At 66.8% G+C, this 21,579-nt stretch carries 20 protein-coding genes; 1 reads left to right on the top strand and 19 read right to left on the bottom strand.

The features are described from left to right. Position 1: 1 nt before the first annotated feature. Genes QP997_RS05855 through lspA form a run of 3 tightly spaced genes read right to left on the bottom strand, consistent with a single transcriptional unit; the run spans position 2 to position 2,059 of the window. Positions 2-625 carry a hypothetical protein gene (locus QP997_RS05855; protein WP_148812049.1) on the bottom strand — a complete coding sequence of 208 codons (624 nt, stop codon included), beginning with the start codon at positions 623-625 and terminating at the stop codon, positions 2-4. Then, positions 615-1,559 (bottom strand): RluA family pseudouridine synthase, encoded by a 945-nt coding sequence (locus tag QP997_RS05850; RefSeq protein ID WP_284757782.1) that lies wholly within the window; start codon positions 1,557-1,559, stop codon positions 615-617. Before QP997_RS05850 ends, QP997_RS05855 begins: the two co-directional genes overlap by 11 nt. Beyond that, positions 1,556-2,059 (bottom strand): signal peptidase II, encoded by a 504-nt coding sequence (gene lspA, locus QP997_RS05845; RefSeq protein ID WP_284846534.1) that lies wholly within the window; start codon positions 2,057-2,059, stop codon positions 1,556-1,558. The genes QP997_RS05850 and lspA overlap by 4 nt, the downstream gene beginning before the upstream one ends. A gap of 38 nt (positions 2,060-2,097) precedes the next feature. Here lspA and QP997_RS05840 point away from each other — a divergent pair, with 38 nt between their 5' ends. Further along, entirely contained in the window at positions 2,098-3,018 is a 921-nt protein-coding gene (locus QP997_RS05840) for a DUF6263 family protein (protein WP_284846533.1), read from the top strand. Positions 3,019-3,067: 49 nt separating this feature from the next. Here the strand turns inward: QP997_RS05840 and QP997_RS05835 are convergent, their stop codons facing one another. The 16 genes from QP997_RS05835 to mraY form a co-directional block, all read right to left on the bottom strand. Continuing rightward, entirely contained in the window at positions 3,068-3,592 is a 525-nt protein-coding gene (locus QP997_RS05835) for a WKL family lipoprotein (protein WP_284846532.1), read from the bottom strand. Between the two features lie 88 nt (positions 3,593-3,680). Further along, positions 3,681-5,102, bottom strand: a complete 1,422-nt coding sequence (locus QP997_RS05830; protein ID WP_284757788.1) for a DNA polymerase IV — start codon at positions 5,100-5,102, stop codon at positions 3,681-3,683. Between the two features lie 6 nt (positions 5,103-5,108). Then, positions 5,109-8,303, bottom strand: a complete 3,195-nt coding sequence (ileS, locus tag QP997_RS05825; protein WP_284846531.1) for an isoleucine--tRNA ligase — start codon at positions 8,301-8,303, stop codon at positions 5,109-5,111. A gap of 277 nt (positions 8,304-8,580) precedes the next feature. Beyond that, positions 8,581-8,745 carry a hypothetical protein gene (locus QP997_RS05820; protein WP_168167033.1) on the bottom strand — a complete coding sequence of 55 codons (165 nt, stop codon included), beginning with the start codon at positions 8,743-8,745 and terminating at the stop codon, positions 8,581-8,583. A 5-nt stretch (positions 8,746-8,750) separates the two neighbouring features. Beyond that, positions 8,751-9,821 carry a DivIVA domain-containing protein gene (locus QP997_RS05815; protein WP_284846530.1) on the bottom strand — a complete coding sequence of 357 codons (1,071 nt, stop codon included), beginning with the start codon at positions 9,819-9,821 and terminating at the stop codon, positions 8,751-8,753. A gap of 180 nt (positions 9,822-10,001) precedes the next feature. Beyond that, positions 10,002-10,289 carry a YggT family protein gene (locus QP997_RS05810; protein ID WP_070758022.1) on the bottom strand — a complete coding sequence of 96 codons (288 nt, stop codon included), beginning with the start codon at positions 10,287-10,289 and terminating at the stop codon, positions 10,002-10,004. Between the two features lie 6 nt (positions 10,290-10,295). After that, positions 10,296-10,847, bottom strand: coding sequence for a cell division protein SepF (locus QP997_RS05805; protein WP_284846529.1), 552 nt, complete (start codon positions 10,845-10,847; stop codon positions 10,296-10,298). Positions 10,848-10,903: 56 nt separating this feature from the next. Then, positions 10,904-11,614 (bottom strand): YggS family pyridoxal phosphate enzyme, encoded by a 711-nt coding sequence (locus QP997_RS05800; RefSeq protein WP_148812059.1) that lies wholly within the window; start codon positions 11,612-11,614, stop codon positions 10,904-10,906. Next, positions 11,611-12,345: a peptidoglycan editing factor PgeF gene (gene pgeF / locus QP997_RS05795; RefSeq protein WP_284846528.1), complete on the bottom strand. Its 735-nt coding sequence runs from the start codon at positions 12,343-12,345 to the stop codon at positions 11,611-11,613. Before pgeF ends, QP997_RS05800 begins: the two co-directional genes overlap by 4 nt. Positions 12,346-12,350: 5 nt before the next feature. Then, positions 12,351-13,616, bottom strand: a complete 1,266-nt coding sequence (gene ftsZ, locus QP997_RS05790) for a cell division protein FtsZ (protein WP_070758015.1) — start codon at positions 13,614-13,616, stop codon at positions 12,351-12,353. A gap of 243 nt (positions 13,617-13,859) precedes the next feature. After that, the gene (locus tag QP997_RS05785) at positions 13,860-14,624 is read right to left on the bottom strand and encodes a cell division protein FtsQ/DivIB (RefSeq protein ID WP_284846527.1); all 765 of its coding nucleotides are present in this window, start codon (positions 14,622-14,624) and stop codon (positions 13,860-13,862) included. Positions 14,625-14,629: 5 nt separating this feature from the next. Next, complete coding sequence (gene murC, locus QP997_RS05780; protein ID WP_284846526.1) at positions 14,630-16,093, bottom strand: UDP-N-acetylmuramate--L-alanine ligase; 1,464 nt, start codon at positions 16,091-16,093, stop codon at positions 14,630-14,632. A 120-nt stretch (positions 16,094-16,213) separates the two neighbouring features. Next, positions 16,214-17,347, bottom strand: coding sequence for an undecaprenyldiphospho-muramoylpentapeptide beta-N-acetylglucosaminyltransferase (gene murG / locus QP997_RS05775; RefSeq protein ID WP_070761884.1), 1,134 nt, complete (start codon positions 17,345-17,347; stop codon positions 16,214-16,216). 6 nt (positions 17,348-17,353) lie between these two features. Beyond that, positions 17,354-18,970, bottom strand: coding sequence for a peptidoglycan glycosyltransferase FtsW (locus QP997_RS05770; RefSeq protein WP_284846525.1), 1,617 nt, complete (start codon positions 18,968-18,970; stop codon positions 17,354-17,356). Then, positions 18,967-20,451: a UDP-N-acetylmuramoyl-L-alanine--D-glutamate ligase gene (gene murD, locus QP997_RS05765; protein ID WP_284846524.1), complete on the bottom strand. Its 1,485-nt coding sequence runs from the start codon at positions 20,449-20,451 to the stop codon at positions 18,967-18,969. Before murD ends, QP997_RS05770 begins: the two co-directional genes overlap by 4 nt. Positions 20,452-20,472: 21 nt before the next feature. Beyond that, complete coding sequence (gene mraY, locus QP997_RS05760) at positions 20,473-21,573, bottom strand: phospho-N-acetylmuramoyl-pentapeptide-transferase (RefSeq protein WP_149121623.1); 1,101 nt, start codon at positions 21,571-21,573, stop codon at positions 20,473-20,475. Positions 21,574-21,579: the final 6 nt, after the last annotated feature.

Raw genomic sequence — 21,579 nt, 5'->3', positions numbered from 1 at the left:
GCTACTCCTCCTCGTGCGTCACGGCGCGGATACCCATACGACCATAGGCTGCGTCCACCGGGGCCGGTTCGACGGCCATGACTTTCGGGTTCTCCGCGATCGCCTTGAGCTCGGCGGGCGCGGCGTAGACAAGGGCGCCGTTGATGGCGACCTTCTCCCCCTCCAGCCCTTCGGTGGCGATGGTGAAGACGTCCTCGCGGCGCAGCCCGGCGGCCGGCTCCGGGATTGGGCGTTGGACCACCGGGCCGATCAGCAGCGTGGACACACGCACCCGGTCCGCGTGCGGGATGTCGAAGACCTTGGCGAAGTCCTTTGGCGCCATCGCCGTGGCGGGTGAGACCAGTGCCCAGCGCGGCTCGTTCCCCTCGGCCTCGTCAAGGAGCTGGCGGGAGTGTTCCTCGTATGCCTGGTCGGACATGTAGAACGGCCCCAGCTGGTCACCATTAATGTGCATCGGCTTACTGGTGCGGTCCGACTGGGCCATCACCATGATCCCCACGAGCAGGGCTATGGCGCAGAGCCCGCCGAGCCACGCGACCCACGCGGGTCGGCGGGTATCCTCCCAGTCCAGCTCCCGCTGGCGGGCGCGGTTGGGCTTGACCACCTGCGGAGACCTAGATTCCATCGTTGGCCTCCCGCAGCCTATCCAGGGCCTGCTGGAGGTCCGCCGGGTACGGGCTATCGATCTGCATCATTCGGCCCGTGGGGTGCTCGAAGCGTAGGGAGACCGCGTGCAGCCACTGGCGGATCAGCCCCAGCTTCTCGGCAAGCTCCGGGTCCGAGCCATACATGGGGTCGCCGCACAACGGGTGGTGCAGGGAGGAAAAGTGCACGCGGATCTGGTGGGTCCGGCCGGTCTCCAGGTTCACCCGCAGCAGGCTGGCCTGCCGGTGGGCCTCCAGGGTGTCGTAGTGCGTCACCGCGTGCTTGCCATCGTCGCGCACGGCGAAGCGCCAACCCGCCGAGGGATGGCGCCCGATCGGGGCATCGATGGTCCCGGAGGTCGGGTCGGGGTGGCCCTGCACCAGCGCGTGGTAGATCTTCTCCACCTCGCGGTTGCGGAAGGCGCGCTTCAAGTGGGTATAGGCCCGCTCGCTGGCGGCGACGATCATCACCCCGGAGGTGCCCACGTCGAGCCGCTGGACAATGCCCTTGCGCTCCGGGGGCCCGGAGGTAGAGATGCGGAAACCCGCGGCCGCCAGGCCCGCGGTCACGGTGGGGCCCTCCCAGCCCAAGGTCGGGTGTGCTGCCACACCGACGGGTTTATTCACGGCGATGACGTCGTCGTCGGAATAGAGAATGTCCATGCCCTCGACGAGCTGGGGTGGTTCGGCAGCCAGGTCGCGTTCCGGGGCGGGAAGGGTGACGTCCAGCCACTGGCCGGCAACAAGCCGGTCGGACTTGCCCAGCGCCTTGCCCTCGGAGGTGATGTCCCCCGCCGCCGCGAGGTCGGCCACCACCGTCCGGGACAAACCCAGCAGCTTGGATAGGCCTGCGTCGACGCGCATCCCCGCCAGGCCATCCGGCACGGGCATCATCCGCTGTTCACGTTCGGTCATTGCGCTGCCTTCCTTTCTGCCCGGGGCTCGGCGATGAAAACGATGGCGAGGTAGAGGACCACCCCGACGGTAATAGCGATATCCGCCACGTTGAAGATCGCGAAGTTCCAGAAGCTGAAGAAGTCCACGACGTGGCCGTGCATGCCGCCCGGCTCCCGGAAGATGCGGTCGATCAGGTTGCCGGCCGCCCCTCCCCCGATCAGGCCGATGGTCAGGGCACTGAGCCCGGTGCGGGCCCGAAACGCCAGGAATACCGCAACGCCCACCGCGATGAGCTGGATGAATGCCAGCACGATGGTGGCGTCCGTGCCCATCGAAAATGCCGCCCCCGGGTTGCGGACCAACAAGAAGCGGAACCAATCGCCCAGCACCGGCACGGGTTCGCGCGGTGGCAGGGTGGCCACGGCCAGCCACTTGCTCAGCTGGTCGATGATCACCACAACCGCCAGGGTCGCCAGGGCCACGGCGGTCACGGTTCCTCGGTTACTCTGCTGCTTCACTCCAGCAAGTCTAGCTTGAGGCCCAAACTGCTACGGTTATGACCGTGTTTACTCCCTCACGCACCCGTTCCCACCGCACCGGTCGGCGCGCGATCGCCGCGCTGATGTGCTCACTCGGACTCCTCGGCACGGCCGCGTGCTCTGCTGATTCGTCGAGCCCAGAGGCCGTCGAGGCGCCGGTCGAGGGTGTGCGCGTGCAACTACTTAAACCCGGCAGCAGCCCCCGCGCGACCCTCGCCTACCGCATCGGCGAGGAGGAAACATCCCAGGAGCTGACCTATTCGGCGACCCAGGGGTTGGAGCAGAAAACCGCCCACGGCGAGGGCGAGGACGTCCCCTACGGCGATGTCACGATGGACCTGCCGCTGAACGCCACGGCGAGCGCAACGGACGAGGAGATCGCCACGACCGTCGTGGTGGGGCGCCCGGACGGGACGAACGCGGAGCTGAACGAGGACATGGCCTCCGCCGAGGGCTTCGAGATGCACCAGACGATGGAGCCCAGCGGCCGGGTGAAGACCCGCTCCTTCGGCGCTCCCGAAGGTGCCACGGACGGGGCCCGGGCCAGCGTGGAGCAGGCGCTAACGCAGATGACGGACCTGCCGATCGTCTTCCCTGAGGAGGAAGTAGGCCCGGGCGCGACGTGGACGGTCAGCGGACGCGTGGACGAGGGGGTCTCGCTGCGCCAGGAGCTGACGTACACGCTCGTGGAGCGGGACGGCGACAAGGTCATCCTCGACGTCGCGGCCAAGCGCCGACCGGCGGTCGCGAGCCTGGCGGATACGGACCTGAAGGTGCTGGAGGCGGATTCAACCTCCGAGGGACGGATCACCGTCGACCTCACCCGCCCGCTGCCCGCCGAGGGCAAGGTCAGCGTGGAAACGACCGTCACTTACGGCAAGGACGACGCCCCGCTGCGCGTACTGCAGACCATCACGTCGCGCAGCGAATGGAAGTAGGCCGTTGACAGCCTAAGGCCCAGGGAGCAGAGCCCAGGGCATGGGGAGCTTAGAGCTCCTTACACATCGGCGGGACCTGCTCCGGCAGAACCGTCTCGACGAGGGTGCACGCCCAGCGGGTGTCCAGCTTCCACTTGCCATCCTCGTGGACGAACTCCACTCCACTGATGACCTGCGGGTCCCGCTCCGGCGCCTGCAGCTTGATGGTGGCCTCGGCCATATCCGGCAGCACGCCCGGCAGCACCGGGTCCACGACCTCGAGCTTCGCCTGAGCCTCGTTCTGACTGCGGGTCAGCGCCTCGAAGATTTCCGGAGCCTGGTCACCATCCACGACGGAATTGACCTTCTCCTCGGCTGGGACGCGCGGGTCAACGGCCTTGAGGAGGACCTCCTGCAGTTCCTGCGGGGTCGGCAACTTCTCCTCCGGTGCGGTGGAGGACGGTGCGCTGCTGGCGGCGGTCTGCTCGGTGGTGGCTGCGTTATCCGCATCCTCCGAGCCGCAGGCGGTCAGCGTGAGGCCGGCGACGGCAGCGGTTGCCACGGCCACGGACTTCCAGATCTTCACGGTCAACATTCTCCTTCGACGCGGGGGTGTCAAAGCCCTGATCCTACTCGCCTGGGTGTCAAAGCCCGCTTCCGCAGGCGTTGGTGTGCGCCGGATCTCATTCCGGGCGGGGCTCAGTCGGGTCTTCCCCACCGAGCTCCAGCTGCCCGCCGTCATCATCCGCAGCCGTATCCCAGGCCAGGCTGTCCAGCGGGTCCGCGGGCTGGAGCTTCGGGTCGTCGGTGCCGAAGGTGGCGATGCGTCCCGGACCGGTTTCGCGGGTCTCAAAGCGCACCGTCACCACGCCCACCCCACTTCCCTGCACCCAGCCATGCCCGTAATCCGGATGCCAGACGTCCTGGGTCTGTTTCCACCGGTTTTCCGACTGCTCCCCCGCACCCCCGGGGTGTGACTCGCCAGCTGCGTCGGCCTCCGCCGGGATCACCCCCGGGCCGCTAACGGTCGTAGCACTCAGGTGCGGCACCGCGGGGTGGCTGAGCTCTGGGAAGAGCATCTCCTGCCGGTCGTGGCTGAGTCCGGAAAATCCCACGCCCACCAGCCGCACTGCGCCGGAGTCCTCCGGGCGCGGCAGTACCGCGCGGGCGGCGCGCAACAACTGCTCGAAGTCATCGGTTGGTGCGGGCAGCGTGGTTGACCGGGTGTGCAACGCGAAGTCGCTGGTACGGATCTTCACCGTGACAGTGCGTGCGGCCCGACCGTCCTTGCGCAGCCGCCGATAGGCCTGCCGGGCGGAGAGTTCCATGATGTTCAGCACGTCCCGGTAGGTCCGCGCGTCCACCGGCAGGGTCTGTTCGGCACTGATCTGCTTCGCCTCCGCCCGTGGGGCCACGGGCCGGGGGTCGTCACCGCCGGCCATGACCTGAACCTCCAGGCCGACCTTGCCGAGCAGTGATTTCACGTCGGTGGGGTCCATGTCCACGAACTGCTGAATCGTGTACACGCCCACGTCGGCGAGCTTGGCCTGAGCGACCCGACCGATCCCCCACAGGTCGCCCACGGGGCGCGGCCCGAAGGTGGCCATCCGGTCCTCCACCACGAAGATGCCGTGGGGCTTGGCCAGGTCGCTGGCCATCTTCGCGTCCAGCTTGGTGCTCGCAATCCCGATGGAGCATGGCAGCTCCGTGGCCTCCTCCACCGCGCGCTGGAGGCCCTCGGCCCACCGCCGGGCGGCCGCGGCATCGGCCAACCCCTGTGGTTCGGCGAAGCCCTCGTCGACCGAGAGCTGCTCGACCACGCCCGCGCGCTCGGCGATGACCTGGAAGATTCGCCGGGAAATGGTCTTATACAGCACCGACCGGGGCTGGACCACGATCGCCCGGTTGCGGCACAGCCGGATCGCCTGGTGCATCGGCATGGCTGAGCGCGCGCCGTACACGCGCGCCTCGTAGCTCGCCCCGGCCACAACCCCGCGCCCGGACATCCCGCCCACAAGGACGGGCCGGTCACGCAGGGTCGGCCGGGTCAGTTGCTCCACGGACGCGTAGAACGCGTCCATGTCGATGTGGGCGACCCAGCGCATGGCGGCTTAGCGAGCCACCTTTGCCACCTCGGCGGTCACGCCGGCCACGATCTCGTGGCCCAGCTTCTCGCCGGTGAGCACCTCGTGCTCCACCGCAAGGACCTCCTCGGCGATGTGGCCGATGTGCTGCTTAGCCCAGTCCTGCTTCTCCGCCGGCACCGACAGGCGCAGGCTGATGCGGTCGGAGACCTCGAAGCCCTCGTTCTTGCGGGCGTCCTGCAGGCCACGGATAACATCCGCTGCCCAGCCTTCGGCCTCCAGCTCGGGGGTGACGGTCGTGTCGAGGACCACCAGGCCGTCGACCCCACCCGGGCCCGCGACGCGCGCGGTGGAGTCCGGGTTCTCCGCCACCAGGCGCTCGGTGTACAGCTCCGGGGTCAGGACGATATCGCCGTCGACGACGACGTTCTCGCCGTCGCGGACGTAGTTACCCGCCTTGACGTTCTTGATCGCGCGCTGGACGTCACGGCCGAGCGTCGGGCCGGCGACCTTCGCGTTGACGACGACCTCGAAGCTGCCCGCGGAGTCGACGTCATCCGTCAACTCCACGTCCTTGACATTGACCTCGTCGCGGATGGTGGCGGCGAAGTCCGCGAGCCGTGCAGACTCCGGCAACGCGACCGTGAGCTTCGGCAGCGGCAGACGGTTGCGCAGCTTATTGGACTTGCGCACCGAGCTGGCCGAGGAGCAGACCGCACGGGTGGCATCCATCGCGTCGACGAGCTCCGCGTCGGCCGGGAAGTCCTCGGCCTTCGGGTAGTCCGCCAGGTGGACGGAACGCTCGCCGGTGAGCCCACGCCAGATGACCTCGGAGATGTACGGCAGCAGCGGCGCGGTCACGCGGGTGGCCACCTCGAGCACCGTGTACAGGGTGTCGAAGGCCTCCGGGTGAGCATCCTGGCCAGCCCAGAAACGGTCACGGGAGCGGCGCACGTACCAGTTGGTGAGGATGTCGGCGTACTGACGCACCTCGTCGCAGGCGTCCGCGATGCGGGTATCGGCCAGAGCCTTGTCCACGTTGGCCACCAGGTCGTGGGTCTTGGCGAGAATGTAGCGGTCCAGCACGTTATCGGAGTCCACGGACCAGCGCGCCTCCTCGGAGGCGTAGAGCTGCAGGAAGCTGTACGCATTCCAGATCGGCAGCAGCGCCTGGCGCACGCCCTCGCGGATGCCCTGCTCGGTGACGATCAGGTTACCGCCACGCAGGATCGGGCTGGACATGAGGAACCAGCGCATCGCGTCGGAGCCGTCACGGTCGAAGACCTCGTTGACGTCCGGGTAGTTGCCCTTGGACTTGGACATCTTCAGCCCGTCGGAGCCCAGGACGATGCCGTGGGCGACGACCTTCTTGAACGCCGGGCGGTCGAACAGCGCGGTGGAGAGTACGTGCTGGACGTAGAACCAGCCGCGGGACTGGCCGGAGTACTCGACGATGAAATCCGCCGGCTGCTCCTCCTCGAAGGCCGCCACGTTCTCAAACGGGTAGTGGTACTGGGCGAAAGGCATGGAGCCAGACTCGAACCAGCAGTCGAGGACGTCCGGGACGCGACGCATCATGGACTTGCCGGTCGGGTCATCCGGGTTCGGGCGGACCAGCTCGTCGATGTCCGGGCGGTGCAGGGACTTCGGACGGACGCCGAAGTCGGCCTCCAGCTCCTCGATGGAGCCGTAGACGTCCACGCGTGGGTACTGCGGGTCATCGGAAACCCACGCTGGGACCGGGGAGCCCCAGTAGCGGGTGCGGGAGATGTTCCAATCGCGGGCACCCTCCAGCCACTTACCGAACTGGCCGTCGCGGATGTGCTCCGGGATCCACTCGATCTGCTGGTTGAGCTCCACCATGCGGTCGCGGATCTCGAGCACATTCACGAACCAGCCGGGCAGAGCCATGTAGATCAGCGGCTCGCCGGAGCGCCAGGAGTGCGGGTAGGAGTGGACGATCGTCTGGTCGCGCAGGACGTGCTGCTTGGCCTTCAGATCACGGATGATGTCGCGGTTGGCGTCGAAGACGAGCGTGCCCTGGTACTCGGGCACCAGGGAGGTGAACTTGCCGTCGGCGTCCACCGGGATGACCAGGTCGATGCCGTAGCCCTTACAGACGTCCATATCGTCCTCACCGAAGGCCGGGGCCTGGTGGACGACACCGGTGCCGTCCTCGGTAGAGACGTAGTCCGCGACGAGCACCATGAAGGCGTTGTCCTGATCAGCGAAGTGATCGAAGACCGGGGTGTACTCCAGGCCCTCAAGCTCAGCGCCGGTGAAGGTCGCCAGCACCTCTGGCTCCTTGCCGAGCTCCTTGGCGTAGGCACCCAGCAGTGCACTAGCCAGCAGCAGCTTCGCGCCGACGAAGCCCTCCGCACCGTCGTCGCCGACCTTAACCAGGGAGTACTCGATCTCCGGGCCGACGGCCAGGGCGAGGTTGGACGGCAGCGTCCACGGGGTCGTCGTCCAGGCGATGGCCGCGGCGTCGTGCAGCTCGGGGTGCGCCTCCCAAGTCTTGGTGGCTGGGTAGCCCTCGCGTGCGCCGGTGAACGGCATGGTCACGGTGACCGTCGGGTCCTGGCGGTCGCGGTAGGAGTCGTCGAGGCGGGTCTCCTGGTTGGACAGCGGGGTGTGCTCGGCCCAGGAGTACGGCAGCACGCGGAAGCCCTGGTAGATCAGGCCCTTGTCGTAGAGCTCCTTGAAAGCCCACATGACGGACTCCATGTAGTCCTGGTCCATGGTCTTGTAGCCGTTTTCGAAGTCGACCCAGCGAGCCTGACGGGTGACGTAGTTCTCCCACTCATCGGCGTAGTGCATGACGGACTTGGCGCAGTACTCGTTGAAGCGGTCGAGCCCCATGGACTCGATCTCGCCCTTGTCCTTGATGCCCAGTTGCTTCTCCGCCTCCAGCTCGGCAGGCAGGCCGTGGCAGTCCCAGCCGAAGACGCGCGGGACGTGGTAGCCGGCCATGGTGCGGTAGCGCGGGACGATGTCCTTGACGTAGCCGGTGAGCAGGTGGCCGTAGTGCGGCAGGCCGTTGGCGAACGGCGGGCCGTCGTTGAAGACGTACTCCTCGTTGTCCTTGCGGTTATCGAGGCTGGCCTGGAAGGTATTGTCCTTCTTCCAGTACTTCAGTACCTCTTCTTCCATGGCCGGGAAGTTGCTGCCCCCGCCGCTCATGTCCACGCGGGGGTAGACGCCGCCAGCTGGTGTAGCCATAAGAAAATCCTCGTCTCTGGTGCTTAAAATGAAATTTCTTTCAAGCACAGGGACGAGGATTCGCGGTACCACCCTGCTTGAAGCCTTCCGTGGGCGCCACCCGCCCGTTGGAAAGGCTTCCTCTTATCTTGCGTTGTTGTACGGAACGCGACTCCGCTCGGTTCTACTGGGCATCCCTCGTGGGGGCTGTTCTTCCGAGACGCTCACCGGTGATGGCCGGGTCCTCGCGGTGGGTTGGCTCGGTGTGGCTGCCAACCCTAGGGGTAAAGCTATGTAGTTATTTTTTGCTCTTCCGGTGCTGGATGGCCTCTGCGATGGAGAGCAGGACTCCGATGGCTGCGATGATCACGCAGATCCAGGCCCAGGTGACTGAGCCCAGGTAGAGCGCCACCAGGAGTGCCGCAAATCCGAGGACCGCGAGGCCCAGTGAGGCCACGAGCATGATCGCTAGTTTCGCTCGCCTTCGCCCTCGACGGCCTTCGGCGCTGCGGTGCCGCGGCTGTTGAGGTCCTCAAGCTGGGACTCGAGGAAGGTCTTCAGGCGGGTGCGGTACTCGCGCTCGTAGGTGCGCAGCTCCTCGATGCGGGCCTCGAGAGCGGTCTGCTGCTTCTTCACCGTGGTCATGATCTCGGTGTGCTTGCGCTCGGCGTCCTGCTGCAGGGCGTTGGCCTTCTCCTGCGCCTGGCGCACGGTGGCCTCTGCCTGAGCGTTGGCGTCGGAGACCAGGGTCTCGGACTTCTGCTTCGCGTCGGAGAGCTGGGTCTCGGACTTCTGCTTCGCGTCGGCCAGCATCTTCTCGGAGCGGGTCTTCGCGTCGGAGAGCTGCTCCTCGGAACGCTTCTGGGAGTCCGCCAGCTGGTTCTTCGCGGTGGAGTCCGCGTTGTCCAGGGTCTTCTTCGCCTCGGCGCGGGCCTCATCCAGCATGGCGTTGGACTCGGTCTTCGCGTCGTTGGTGAGGCGGTCGGCCATCTCCTGAGCCAGGGACAGCACGCGGGCGGCCTGCATGTGGGTGTCCTCGGTGGCAGCGCCCTTGGCAGCTGCACCACCGGCGACACCGGAAGCCTGCGGGGCAGCCTTGCCAGCCTGGGACTTCGCGGCCTCGGCATCCTGCTGAGCCTTCTTGGCCTTCTCCTCAGCCTCCTGAGCGCGGCGCTCAGCGGCCTCAGCGCGCTGCTCCGCCTCCTTCAGCTTGGACTGCAGGCCAGAGACCTCGGCAGCACCCTTGGACTGGGTGTTCTGAGCCTCGCGGCGAGCCTCCTCGCGGACCTCGGCCTCAACCTCGGAGCGGATCTGCTTGCGCAGTGCCTCCTCGTCGACCTTGGTGTCCGCTGCGGCAGCGGCCGGCTGGCTGCCGTCGCCCACCTGGCTGCGAAGTTCAGCGTTCTCGTCCTGGAGCTCGGCGAGGGTGTCCTCAACGAGGTCGAGGAACTGATCGACCTCGTCCTCGTTGTAGCCACGCTTACCAATCGGGGGCTTACTGAACGCAACATTGTGAACGTCAGCTGGTGTGAGCGCCATCAATACTTCCCTTCGCTCTCGGTTATTTTCGGCAATGCCTGTCTGCAGGATGGTTTTATTCTTCAGAAAGACTGTATTCCACCATACCAGCGCGAAAAGGCTTTGTTCCTATCAAGAGGTGGTTTTCTTCACCAGTTCTGAAAAACCATCGCCCTGGCCGGGTGCTCCCGGGATTCCTCGCTAGAGGAGGGAGTACAGAATCATCGTGAGAATCTGCAAACCAAAGAACAGCACCAAGACAGAAACGTCGAGGGCAACCCCGCCCATATTCAGCGGCGGGATGAGCTTACGCAGCCCCTTGACCGGCGGATCGGTGATCGCGAAGATCGGCTCGGCAAGCATGATGAACCAGCGCTGCGGGCGCCAATTCTGGGAGAAGGACTGCACCATCTCCACGATGATCCGCACGATGAGGAGCAGCGTGAAAAGGCGGACGAGCAGGATGAGTGCTCCGATGAGGTTGACCACTCGGGATCAGCCCTCCGTCAGCTGATCCAGCTGGGACTGCTCGAGCTCAATGCCGTGCGGGATCAGCACGAAGTTACGAACCCCACCCAGCTTCTTCAGCTCGGCATCCAGGCCCAGGCTCAGGCCTGCGGCGAAGTCCAGCACGCGGGTTGCGGCGGACTTCTCCATCCCGCCCAGGTTGAAGACGACGACGTCGCCGGTCTTCAGCGCCTCGGAGATCTCGCGCGCCTGGTTGTACTCGTTCAGCGCCAGGCGGATAACCATCGGATTCTTCTGCGCCGGGGCAGCCTCACGCTCGGTAGCACCGTAGCGGGAACGCGCCGGGGCCGCGTGCTCCCGGTCGGAACCGTAGCCGTGAGAGGAGCCAGCCTCGGAGCGTCGCTCGCTGGAGCGGTAGGAACCATAGTGATCGGAGTCGTAGCGTCCGGCCGAACGGTCCTCACGCTCGTGGCGCTCGGTGCGCTCTTCGAAGTTATCGCGGTAGTAAGGGTCCTCGTAGCTTTCTACGCCCCCGAGCCCGAAGAACTCCTTGAACTTATCGCCAAAGCCCTCAGCCATGCTTGGGTTTCCTTTCGCTTGCTGCAATCACTGTTTATTGGGGTATTCGTTGTTCGTTAACGTACTGGTCGCGGGCCCATGATGTCCGTACCGACACGCACCAACGTGGAGCCCTCGCCGATAGCGATCTCCAGGTCGTGGCTCATGCCCGCGGAGTACACCGGCGCGCCCAGAACGCGGTCGCTGATGCCGTCCAGCAGCGCGCGGCCGCGGGCGAAGACCTCGGCCGGGTCACTGCCCAAAGGAGGGACGGTCATGAGGCCGCGCAGCTCGAGGTGCTCCGAACCCGCAACCAGGTCCGCGAGCTGGTCGATCTGGTCCTCCGGGGCACCGCCGCGCTGGGGGTCACCGTCGGCGCTGAACTGCACCAGTACCGGCAGCTTCTCCGCCCGGTCGCCGCGCTCCAGCGCCAGGCCGGCGCCGCGTTCGAGGGCGTTAATGAGGCGCTCCGAGTCCGCGGTGTGGACAGCGGCGGCCCACCGAGCCACAGAGTTGGCCTTGTTGGTCTGGATCTGACCCACCATGTGGATCTCGACGCTTCCCGCCAGGTCAGCGGCCTTGCGCTTGGCTTCCTGTTCGCGGTTTTCCCCGACCGCGTGGATGCCGCCGGCGCGCAGGAGCTCGATGTCTTCTACCGGGTGAAACTTCGTGATCGGCAGGAGGTCTGCTCCCCCGGCCACGGCGATGCGCTGCCGCACGGCTCGGAGGTTCTCCGCCAGCTGCTCTGCCCGCTGGGCGCGGGCCTTATCTCCATCTGGGCTTGTCATGATGGCATCCAGATTACGCCAGCTTGGCGACCGGTGGTTCCCTCGCGGCGGTAGCTGAACAGGTTCTCGGAGGCAATGGTGCAACGTGGGTCGATGTCCACCGCGCCCACGCCGAGGCTTTCGAGCTGGCGGGCGACGCCCGCCCGGATGTCGAGCCCAGTGGTCCCCTGCTTCGTACGGGTTTTCGCCCCAGGCAGGCGGGACTCCACGTCCGCCGCCATGTCGGCCGGAACCTCGTAGTTTTCGCCGCTGGCCGCAGCCCCCATCACCGCATGGATCGCGGCGGGGTTGGCGCCAAGCTCCACCATGCGCTCCACGGCCCGGGCAACGATGCCGTTGCGGGCCCCGATCCGCCCGGCGTGGACCGCGGCGATGACGCGGGCGTCCTGATCGGCGAGCAGGAGGGGGACGCAGTCGGCAGTCAGGACGACCAGCGGGACGTCCCGCAGCGTCGTGACGAGAGCGTCGGAGGCCGGCACGGGACCCGACCCCACCATGTCCGCGGTGACCTCCGTGACCGTCGGGGTGTGCAGCTGCTCCATGAACATGAAGCGCTCCGCGTCGAGCCCCAGGATCTCGGCGAGTCGTCCGCGGTTGGCGGCGACCGCCGCCGGGTCGTCCCCGACGTGATCTCCCAGGTTAAAGCTGCCGTAGGGAGCCTCGGAGACGCCACCGTCACGGGTGGTAAACACCATCCGGACGGGGCGCTCGGTCGGGTGTGCCGTAGCCATCGCTGTTAGAGGAAGGACGGGAGGTCGAGGTCGTCGCCCTCGTCCGGGCCGTCGGTGCGCTCGTGGCGCGGGCGAGCCGGCTCGTCAGAGGTGAACAGGCCACCGCCGCGTGCGGGGTTCTGGCCTGCGCGGCCCTCGCGGGCGGCGAAGGAGCTCTGGCGCTCCTGGCGCGGCTCGCTTGCTGGGGTCGCTGGCTGGGCCGGTGCGGCTTCCTGCAGTGGCTCAGCCTCGACGCGCGGGGCCTCGGAGTCACCGAAGATGCTGGCGCCGCGGTTCTCGGCAGCGTGGGCAGCCCCGCCGCGCTGGGCGCTGGAGGATGCCGACGGGGAGTCGTCGAAGCCGGTGGCGATGACGGTGACGCGAACCTCGTCGCCGAGCTGGTCGTCGATGATGGTGCCGAAGATGATGTTGGCGTCCTCGTCGGCCATGGTCTGGACCAGGGATGCGGCCTCGGAGACCTCCATCAGGCCCAGGTCGGAGCCACCCGCGAAGGAGAGCAGCACGCCCTTGGCGCCCTGCATGGTGTTTTCCAGCAGCGGGGAGTTGATCGCGGCCTCGGTGGCCTTGACGGCGCGCTGCTCACCGCGGGAGGTGCCGATGCCCATCAGGGCGGAGCCGGCGTCGGTCATGACGGAGCGGACGTCCGCGAAGTCCACGTTGATCACGCCCGGGGTGGTGATCAGCTTGGTGATGCCCTCGACACCGGACAGCAGCACCTCGTCTGCCTTGCGGAAGGCGTCCATCATGGACAGCTGCTCGTCGGAGAGCTTCAGCAGGGAGTCGTTCGGGATGACGATGAGGGTGTCGCAGACGTCGCGGAGCTCCTCGATACCCGCCAGAGCCTGCTTGGTGCGGCGCGGCCCCTCGAAGGTGAACGGGCGGGTGACGACACCGACGGTCAGGGCGTTCTGCTTCTTCGCGATGTTTGCGACGACCGGGGCGGCACCGGTGCCGGTGCCACCGCCCTCACCGGCGGTGACGAAGACCATGTCCGCACCAGCGAGGATCTCCTCGATCTGGTCCTTGTGGTCCTCGGCGGACTTGCGGCCGACATCCGGGTTGGCGCCGGCGCCAAGACCACGGGTTTCCTCGCGGCCGATGTCGAGCTTCACGTCAGCATCGGTGAGCATGAGAGCCTGCGCGTCGGTGTTGATCGCGATGAACTCCACGCCCTGCAGCTTCTCGTCGATCATGCGGTTGACGGCGTTGACTCCGCCGCCGCCGACACCAACCACCTTGATTTCTGCGAGGTGGTTTCCAGGAGTTGTCATAAAGTTTTCCGCCTTCCTTGTGCGCGAGCCTTCGGGGAAAGGTCCGCGCTAATGTGTGGAGCCTTTTCGTTGCCTTCCATCTTGACCCGTGGGGCCAAGGATTTGGCGCACATTTCGGGAGCGTGTCGTATCTTTAAAGTTCTACTTTAAGGTTCCGACCTGCAATTATCGGCACATGAGTCACACTAGTCACACGCGCTTCAGTAGCGCCGCGCCAACCCCAACGCGGCGGAAAAATCCCACTTAATCCCGGGCTGTCGGCATGGCGGGATTGGACACGTTCCACGTGGGCTGCTCGCGCTGCAGCACCACGCGCACCGCCTCGGCCTTCTCCGTCAGCTGCTCGGCTGCACCGAAGTACACGACCTTGCGGGGCTTGGCCTCCCCCTTAGGGGCGGGCAGCTCGAAGGTCATCTCGACCGCCTCAGCGTTCGGCACCGCGACCTCCACCAGTTGCTTGCGGTTCTCCGGCTGCAGCGCATTCACCGCCGCCGCACCGGCAGCCAGTGCCCGGGTGTCGCCGTCCTTGACCTTGGTAAACGGCACCGCACCCTCCGGGGCCGGGCCCTTGAGGAAGACCTTGCCGTCCCGGTCGATCAGGGATGTCTCCCCACCCTCGTCGAGCACGCCGACGGCCTCGTGTTCGGTGATTTGAATTGTCACGGTGCTCGGCCAGCTGCGCGAGACGGTTACCTTCTTCACCCACGGCGTCGGGGCGACGTTCCGGGCGACCTGCTCGGTATCCAGGCGCAGCATGTTGCTCTGCTGGCCCACCCCGCTCGCTTCGCTGACCTGCTGCACATCAGCGTTTGTGGCGCCCTGGACGTCGACGTTCTTGACGGTAAGAACCGGGAAGAAGAAGAGCACCGCCCACGCGACAACGACGGCCAGCACCGCCACAAACGCCCACCGGCGCCGCGCGTGCTTGCTTCGCCTGCGACGTTCCCGGGCCTGCGCTCCCGCGCTGCGGGGGCCGCGCCGATCGCGTGTGGTCTTTTCTTCCGCCATGGCTCCTACTCCCCCTGCGCTTCCCGGCCGCAGCGCAGGATCTCATCGGCGAGCATGGTGACCGTGCCAGCACCGATGGTGAGCACCACGTCCCCCGGCTTCGCGATGCCGATGACCTGCTCCGCAACAGCGGAGAAGTTTGGCTGGAAGTGCCAGTCGCAGGTCAGCTTCTCACCGATGATGCGGGAATCCACGCCCTCCACCGGCTGCTCACGCGCGCCGAAAATATCCAGCAGAACAACCTCGTCCGCCAGGGACAGGGCACGGGCGAATTCAGCGGCGAAGTTCATGGTGCGGCTGTACAGGTGGGGCTGGAATACCGCGATGATGCGTCCGGCGTCGGTCGCCTCGACCAGCTCCTTAGCGGCGGTGAGCACCGCGGTGACCTCGGTCGGGTGGTGCGCATAATCGTCGTAGACCCGCACACCACCGGCCTCACCGTGGTACTCGAAACGGCGGCGCACCCCGTCGAAATCGGCCACACCAGCGATGACCTTCTCCAGGTCCGCGTCCAGGAGCGCACCGCCGGTGATCGCGGCGACCCCGTTGAGCGTCATGTGTGCCCCCGGGATGGCCACGCGGATGTCCTCACAGCGTTCCTCCTGGCCGGGCAGGGTGAACCGAACCTTCGCAGCCGTACCACGTGCGTCGGGGCGCATCTCCTCGATAATCGCGGCGGCCGGGATATCCGGGTGTTGGTCGACGGCCGCGCGGGTGCCGTAACCCAACACCGTGGGCGCCGAACCCGCGGCGCGAACCCGGGCTGCCAGCGCGGCAGCGCCCGGGTCGTCGAGGCAGCACACCAGGTAGCCACCCGGGGTGACCTTCGTGGCGAACTCATCAAAGATCGCCACATAGGCCTGTTCCGTGCCGTAGTAGTCGAGGTGATCCGGCTCGATGTTCGTAATCACCGCAACTTCCGGGCTATAGGAGAGGAACGAACCATCGGATTCGTCGGCCTCGGCGATGAAGATCTCCCCGGTGCCGTGGTGGGCGTTCGTACCCGCGCGGTTCAACTGCCCGCCGATGGCAAACGAAGGATCGAGGCCGGCAGCCTGCACGCCCACCACCGCCATCGAGGTCGTGGAGGTCTTCCCGTGGGTGCCCGCCAGTAGGAACGCCCGGCGATCGGACATGAGGGCGGCGAGCACGTCGGAGCGGCGGACGACGGGGATCCCGGCCTCGCGGGCAGCGGTGAGCTCAGGATTATCCTGCGGAATCGCGGCGAAGGAGGTCACGACAACCGTCGGAAGTGCCGCGCCACCGGTGACGTTGGCGGCGTCGTGTCCGATAGCAACCTCCGCCCCGGCTGCACGCAGCGCCAGAACACTGCGGGAATCCTTCATGTCGGAGCCGGTGACGCTGTAGCCCCGGGCAAGCAGGATTCGAGCGATGCCGGACATCCCGGCCCCGCCGATGCCCACCATGTGGGTGCGGCTCAGATCAATCTGTTCAGGCTGCGTGGTCATGGGATCCTCAATCTTCGTGGGAAGGGCTATTGCCTTGAAAGGGGTGTCGTAGTGGTCGCGCCGGGAGAGGCCACCTGCTGGTGCTGTGGCCCGGCGTCCGGCTGAAGCGGGTCTGGGCGCCTAGCGGGCTGCTGAAAGCAGAGCTCGAGCAATCTCGTCCGCCGCATCGCGGTGACCGGCGGACTCGGCTGCCGCGCTGGCCTGGGCCAGCCGCTGCTCGTCGCCGAGCAGTGCGGTGACCTCCGAGGCGACGCGCGCGCCGTCGAGCTCGGCATCGGGGACAATCACCCCGCCACCGGCGTCGACAACAGGGCGGGCGTTGAGCTCCTGCTCCCCGTTGCCGTGCGGCAGCGGGACGTAGATGCCAGGCAGGCCGACGGCGGAGACCTCGGCGACGGTCATCGCACCCGCGCGGCACAGTACGGCGTCGGCTGCGGCGAGCGCGAGATCCATGCGGTCAATATACGGCACCGCCTGGTAGCGGGGTGCGGTGTCGAATTCGGGTGCGGTGATCTCGTTCTTCTTGCCGAAGGCGTGGAGGACGCCCACGCCCGCCTCGTGGAGGGCATCGGCGGCGTCAACAACCCCGCGGTTGATGCTGGCCGCGCCCTGGGAACCACCGGTGACCAGGAGGACCGGTCCTTCGGGGTCAAGGCCAAAGAACTCGCGAGCCTCGGCGCGCAACGCTGCGCGGTCCAGGTTCAACACGGATTCCTTGACCGGGATGCCCACGATCTTCTCGTCCTTCAGGCCCGAGCCCGGCACGGCGGCCAGTGCAGTCCCACCGAGGCGAACGCCCAGCTTGTTAGACATGCCGGCACGGGCGTTGGCCTCGTGCACGAAGAACGGGATTCCCAGCGAGCGGGCGGCGAGATAGGCCGGAGCGGAGACGTAGCCACCAAAGCCGATGAGGACGTCCGCCTGGACGTCACGGAGGTGGGCCTTGGTCTCGTCGATGGCCTGCTTCAAACGCAGCGGCAGGGTGAATAGGTCCTTATTCACCTTCCGCGGGACCGGAACCGGCGGGATCATGCGCAGGTCAAAGCCGCGGTCAGGCACGATCGAGGCTTCCAATCCCTTGGGGCTACCCAGTGCGGTGATCCGGGCGTTCGGGGCCAGGCGCTTCACAGCCTCGGCGACCGCGAGCGCTGGCTCGATGTGGCCAGCGGTTCCGCCTCCTGCGACGACCACCGACGGCGCGGCATCGGTACGCCCGCCTGCTGGATGATCCTCCCGGTGTGTGCTGTGGCCCATGGGTTTCTACTTCCTCCTTGGCGAGTAGCGGTTCGCGCTACTGCGGCGTCGACGTTGCGGCAGTGGTTCCTGCCGGTGCCAGCTATTAGTGCCATCGTAATCCGGCACGCGATCGCGGTGCGGCAGCCGCTCCTGCGCGCGACGGTTCCGGTCACGTTCCCGGCGGACATCCTGCCCCGCGGTGCCCGCGGTGGACTCCCGGCGGGTCACCGGTCGGCCGTAGCGCTGTGTCGTATTGCGACGCTCGATGCGGCGCTCCTCCCCCGCCCGGTACGGCAGCGGCTCCGGCAGCAGGAACATCCGGTCGAAGAGGCTACGACCCTCGTGCTGCATCGAGGAGATCGCCTTGGGCTCGTGGCGTGCGCAATTGGCGAGGAGACCGAGCGAGCCCAGGGTGATGACCATAGAGGTACCGCCCGCGGAGATCAGTGGCAGCTGGATACCCGTCATCGGCATCAGGCCCACGACGTAGGAGATGTTGTACAACGCCTGCACGACGATGCCCAGGGTCAGGGTTGCGGCGAGCATGGACAGGAACGGGTCTGCCTGCGCCAGGGCGGTGCGGATGCCGAACCAGCCGAGGAAGGCGAAGAGCGCGACCACGATGATGGCCCCCACCCAGCCGAGCTCCTCCCCGATGATTGCGAAGATGAAGTCATTCTTCGCCTCCGGCAGGTAGTACCACTTCGCGCGAGATTGCCCCAGCCCCGTGCCGGTCAGGGAGCCGTCCGAGAGGCTCAGCAGCCCCTGATAGGACTGGTAGGACGGCCCGCTGGTGCTGCCCTCCCGGAAGTTCAGGAACAGGGTGTCCTTCCACGTCGTGATGCGGTCGCTTCGGTAGGCCTGGGCGATGGTCGCGCCAGTGGCCAGCAGCGCGATGACACCGCCGACGAGGGCGATGAGGCGAGCCGAGACACCGGAGAAGAAGAACAGCGCCATCAACACGATGCCCACGGTGAGCATCATGCCGAGGTCCTTCTGCAGCAGAACCAGCAGCACCATGGCCGTGCCCACGGCCAGGAATCGACCAAGAGCGGGGCGGAATTCGTCGGTCTGGCGCGTCTTGGAGCTGATCTCCGCCGCACCCCACACAGCCAGCGCCACCTTGGACAGCTCGGAAGGCTGAATACCGAAGGAGCCGAAGCGGATCCACGAGTGGGAACCGATTTCCGCGCCAACACCAACCCCCGGGATGAACAGTGCTACCTGCAGGAACAGTGCGAGGCCGAGCAGCCACGGGGAGATGGCCTTGATGGTGTCCGGCCGGAGCCGCAGGGCAAGCCAGGCAACCACGAGGCCGAGGACGACGTACAGGGCCTGGTTGAGGAATACGGACCACACGGAGGTATCCGGGGTGCGCGCGGTGACCATCGAGGAGGACAGCACCATCGTCAAACCAATGGCGGTGAGCATCAGGGTGATGCTCAGGATCACCTTGTAGTTCAGCTGCGGGGCGTCCAGCACCGCGCTGATCTTGGCACCCACGCCCTTGGCGGTGGAGTTCTGCCCGTCACCGCTCTGCTTCGGCCGCGTTTGATCCGCGCTGCGGCGGGGGTACTCGGTGCGGGCGGGTTGGCGCCGGGCACGATCACGGCCTGAGCCGTGGTGTGAAGTCATAGTCATGAGCTCTCGCCCTCCCGTTCGCTGGCGCTTGCCTGGGCGTCTGTGCCCCTAGCGTAGGCGGCGAAGAGTTCGCCGCGCTGTGCCATGCCTGTGTACATATCCAGAGACGCCGCCGCCGGCGCGAGGACAACGCTGTCCCCCGGTTCCGCGAGGCTACGGGCGGCGGCCACTGCCTCGGCCATGGCCCCCTCCGGGTCGGTGTTCACGATGTCCGTGACGGGCAGGTCTGGGAACTGCGCTGCCAGTTCGCGAATGATCTCCGCCCGGTCACAGCCGAGGACGACCGCGCCTCGCAGCCCAGGTCCGACGGTAGCGATGAGGTCGTGAACCTCCGCGCCCTTGAGCTGGCCGCCGGCGACCCACACGATGTTCTCTAGCCCGCCGAGTGCGGCAATGGCTGCGTGCGGGTTCGTGGCCTTGGAGTTATCAATCCAGATCACCCCTTCTGCCAGGTGCACGGCTTGGCCACGGTGCGCCTGCACTTCGAAGCCGTGCAGCGCCTGCGAAATGGCTACTGGAGACACGTCGAAGGCTCGCACGAGGGCGCAGGCCGCCACGGCATCGGCGATGCCCGCCGGCCCCGGCGGCGAAATCGCCTCCGCCGAGGCGATGGGGGTGACCTGCAGCTCACCGTCCTCGGTGGTGGCTACCTCGGTGATGACCGCCCCCGCCTCGGACTCCACGACCCCGACGACGAGGGGGAACTGCGCCTGAGCGAGCACCTCCGCAGGATCCTGCATACTGCAGGCCACCACGTTCGGGACGCCGTTGTCCTCAGCGAGCTCGCGGACGAGCTGCTCGTCCACTGCAACCACCGGGCGCGGTCCCCGAAGGGCACGTAGCTTATCCCCGGCGTAGCCGGCCATGGAGCCATGCCAATCCAGGTGATCCTCCGCGAGGTTGAGCACCACGCCGGTGTCCGGGGTGAAGGTGGGCGCCCAGTGCAGCTGGAAGCTGGACACCTCGGCGACGAGGTAGTCCGCCCGCTCGTCGGCCACCAACGCGGCCCCAGGCGGGGTGCCGATGTTGCCGACGGACACGGCGGCCAGGCCCGCTGCCTGCAGCATCGCCGTGGTCATCGCGGTGGCGGTGGTCTTGCCGTTCGTGCCAGTGATCGCAATCCAGGTGCGCGGGGTTCCGAAGGCCCCGGCCTGGTCCGCGAGCCAGGCGGCCTCGATATCACCGATCACCGGCACGCCCGCGGCCTGGGCTGCGAGCAGCAACTCGGAGTCCGGGCGCCACCCCGGCGAGGTGATCAGCAGCGCGGGCGCGGTCTCAGCCGAAGAGACCGCGGCAATAGCCTCGGCGGTGTTGAGATCCGCAGCCTGGGCACGGTCGTCGACAACCTTGAAGCGTCCACCGATGCCCTCGAGCATGGTGACGATGCCCTTGCCCGCCACGCCGGCGCCGGCGACGAAGACGGTCCGCGAGCGCATGATGTCGACAGCGGACTGGGGGTTGAGGATCGAATCGGTGGACATGGTGGGCCCTCTTTCGCGGTTTTAGAAGCTCGTGGCGGTCAGCCACTCGCCATAGAACAGGCCGAAGCCGGTCATCGCGGCCAGGGCTGCGAGCAGCCAGAAGCGGACGACGACGGTGGTCTCGGCCCAACCGCCGTTCTCAAAGTGGTGGTGGATCGGTGCCATGCGGAACACGCGCTTGCCGGTCGTCTTGAAGTAGGTCACCTGGATGACCACGGAGACGGTCTCCAGGACGAAGATCGCGCCCACGATGATCATCAGCAGCTCGGTGTGGGAGGTGATGGACAGGCCGGCGACAAGGCCGCCCAGGGCCAGCGAGCCGGTGTCCCCCATGAAGATTTTCGCCGGGGCGGCGTTCCACCACAGGAAGCCAAGGCAGGCGCCCAAGCCGGCGGAGGCGAGCATCGCCAAGTCCAGCGGATCGCGCACGAAGTAGCACCCAGCCGCCGCCCCATCGGCGCAGGAGTTGCGGAACTGCCAGAAGGTGATGAGCACATACGCCCCCATCACGATGGCCGTCACGCCGGACGCCAGCCCGTCCAGGCCGTCCGTGAGGTTCACGGCATTCGACCAGGCGGAGATGACGATATTGATGAAGATCAGGAACAGGATCATGCCGATGACGGCGCCGCCCACGGCGATGTTGAACGTCGGCATCTCCCGGACGAAGGAGAGGTACGTGGATCCCGGGGTGATGTCATTGGAATCCGGGAACTGCAGAATCAGCACGCCGAAGGCGATGGCGATCACCAGCTGGCAGATGAGCTTCGCCCGGGCGTTGAGCCCCAGGTTCCGCCCCTTGACCAGCTTGATGTAGTCATCGGCGAAGCCCACCCCGCCCAGGGCGAGGGTCAGGCCCAGCACCAGCCAGCCGGACACGCCGGGGCCGGAGCCGGTAAAGATAACCCCGACCAGCACCGCGACAATATAGCCAAGGGTGATGCCCACGAGGATGGCGATGCCACCCATCGTGGGAGTGCCGCGCTTCTTCAGGTGGGACTTCGGCCCCTCCTCGCGGATCTCTTGGCCCAGGCCTTCGTCCGAGAACTTCCGGATGAGAACCGGGGTGAAAAGTACAGCCGCGAGGAACGCCACGGCGCCCGCGATGAAGATCTGCATCATGGGTTT

It is taken from the genome of Corynebacterium sp. MSK039, from assembly GCF_030232315.1.
GTDB lineage: Bacteria > Actinomycetota > Actinomycetes > Mycobacteriales > Mycobacteriaceae > Corynebacterium.
The sequence above is the reverse complement of the archived record's forward strand: the minus strand, read 5'-3'. Positions and strand labels throughout refer to the sequence as shown.

Coding starts and splice junctions, on each gene's coding strand:
- murD (WP_284846524.1), bottom strand. CDS start 20,451: ATGTCCACCGATTCGATCCTCAACCCCCAGTCCGCTGTCGACATCATG.
- mraY (WP_149121623.1), bottom strand. CDS start 21,573: ATGATGCAGATCTTCATCGCGGGCGCCGTGGCGTTCCTCGCGGCTGTA.
- QP997_RS05815 (WP_284846530.1), bottom strand. CDS start 9,821: ATGGCGCTCACACCAGCTGACGTTCACAATGTTGCGTTCAGTAAGCCC.
- QP997_RS05805 (WP_284846529.1), bottom strand. CDS start 10,847: ATGGCTGAGGGCTTTGGCGATAAGTTCAAGGAGTTCTTCGGGCTCGGG.
- QP997_RS05785 (WP_284846527.1), bottom strand. CDS start 14,624: ATGGCGGAAGAAAAGACCACACGCGATCGGCGCGGCCCCCGCAGCGCG.
- QP997_RS05770 (WP_284846525.1), bottom strand. CDS start 18,970: ATGACTATGACTTCACACCACGGCTCAGGCCGTGATCGTGCCCGGCGC.
- QP997_RS05840 (WP_284846533.1), top strand. CDS start 2,098: ATGACCGTGTTTACTCCCTCACGCACCCGTTCCCACCGCACCGGTCGG.
- ileS (WP_284846531.1), bottom strand. CDS start 8,303: ATGGCTACACCAGCTGGCGGCGTCTACCCCCGCGTGGACATGAGCGGC.
- QP997_RS05830 (WP_284757788.1), bottom strand. CDS start 5,102: ATGCGCTGGGTCGCCCACATCGACATGGACGCGTTCTACGCGTCCGTG.
- ftsZ (WP_070758015.1), bottom strand. CDS start 13,616: ATGACAACTCCTGGAAACCACCTCGCAGAAATCAAGGTGGTTGGTGTC.
- murG (WP_070761884.1), bottom strand. CDS start 17,347: ATGGGCCACAGCACACACCGGGAGGATCATCCAGCAGGCGGGCGTACC.
- murC (WP_284846526.1), bottom strand. CDS start 16,093: ATGACCACGCAGCCTGAACAGATTGATCTGAGCCGCACCCACATGGTG.
- QP997_RS05850 (WP_284757782.1), bottom strand. CDS start 1,559: ATGACCGAACGTGAACAGCGGATGATGCCCGTGCCGGATGGCCTGGCG.
- pgeF (WP_284846528.1), bottom strand. CDS start 12,345: ATGGCTACGGCACACCCGACCGAGCGCCCCGTCCGGATGGTGTTTACC.
- QP997_RS05820 (WP_168167033.1), bottom strand. CDS start 8,745: ATGCTCGTGGCCTCACTGGGCCTCGCGGTCCTCGGATTTGCGGCACTC.
- QP997_RS05855 (WP_148812049.1), bottom strand. CDS start 625: ATGGAATCTAGGTCTCCGCAGGTGGTCAAGCCCAACCGCGCCCGCCAG.
- QP997_RS05835 (WP_284846532.1), bottom strand. CDS start 3,592: ATGTTGACCGTGAAGATCTGGAAGTCCGTGGCCGTGGCAACCGCTGCC.
- QP997_RS05800 (WP_148812059.1), bottom strand. CDS start 11,614: ATGACAAGCCCAGATGGAGATAAGGCCCGCGCCCAGCGGGCAGAGCAG.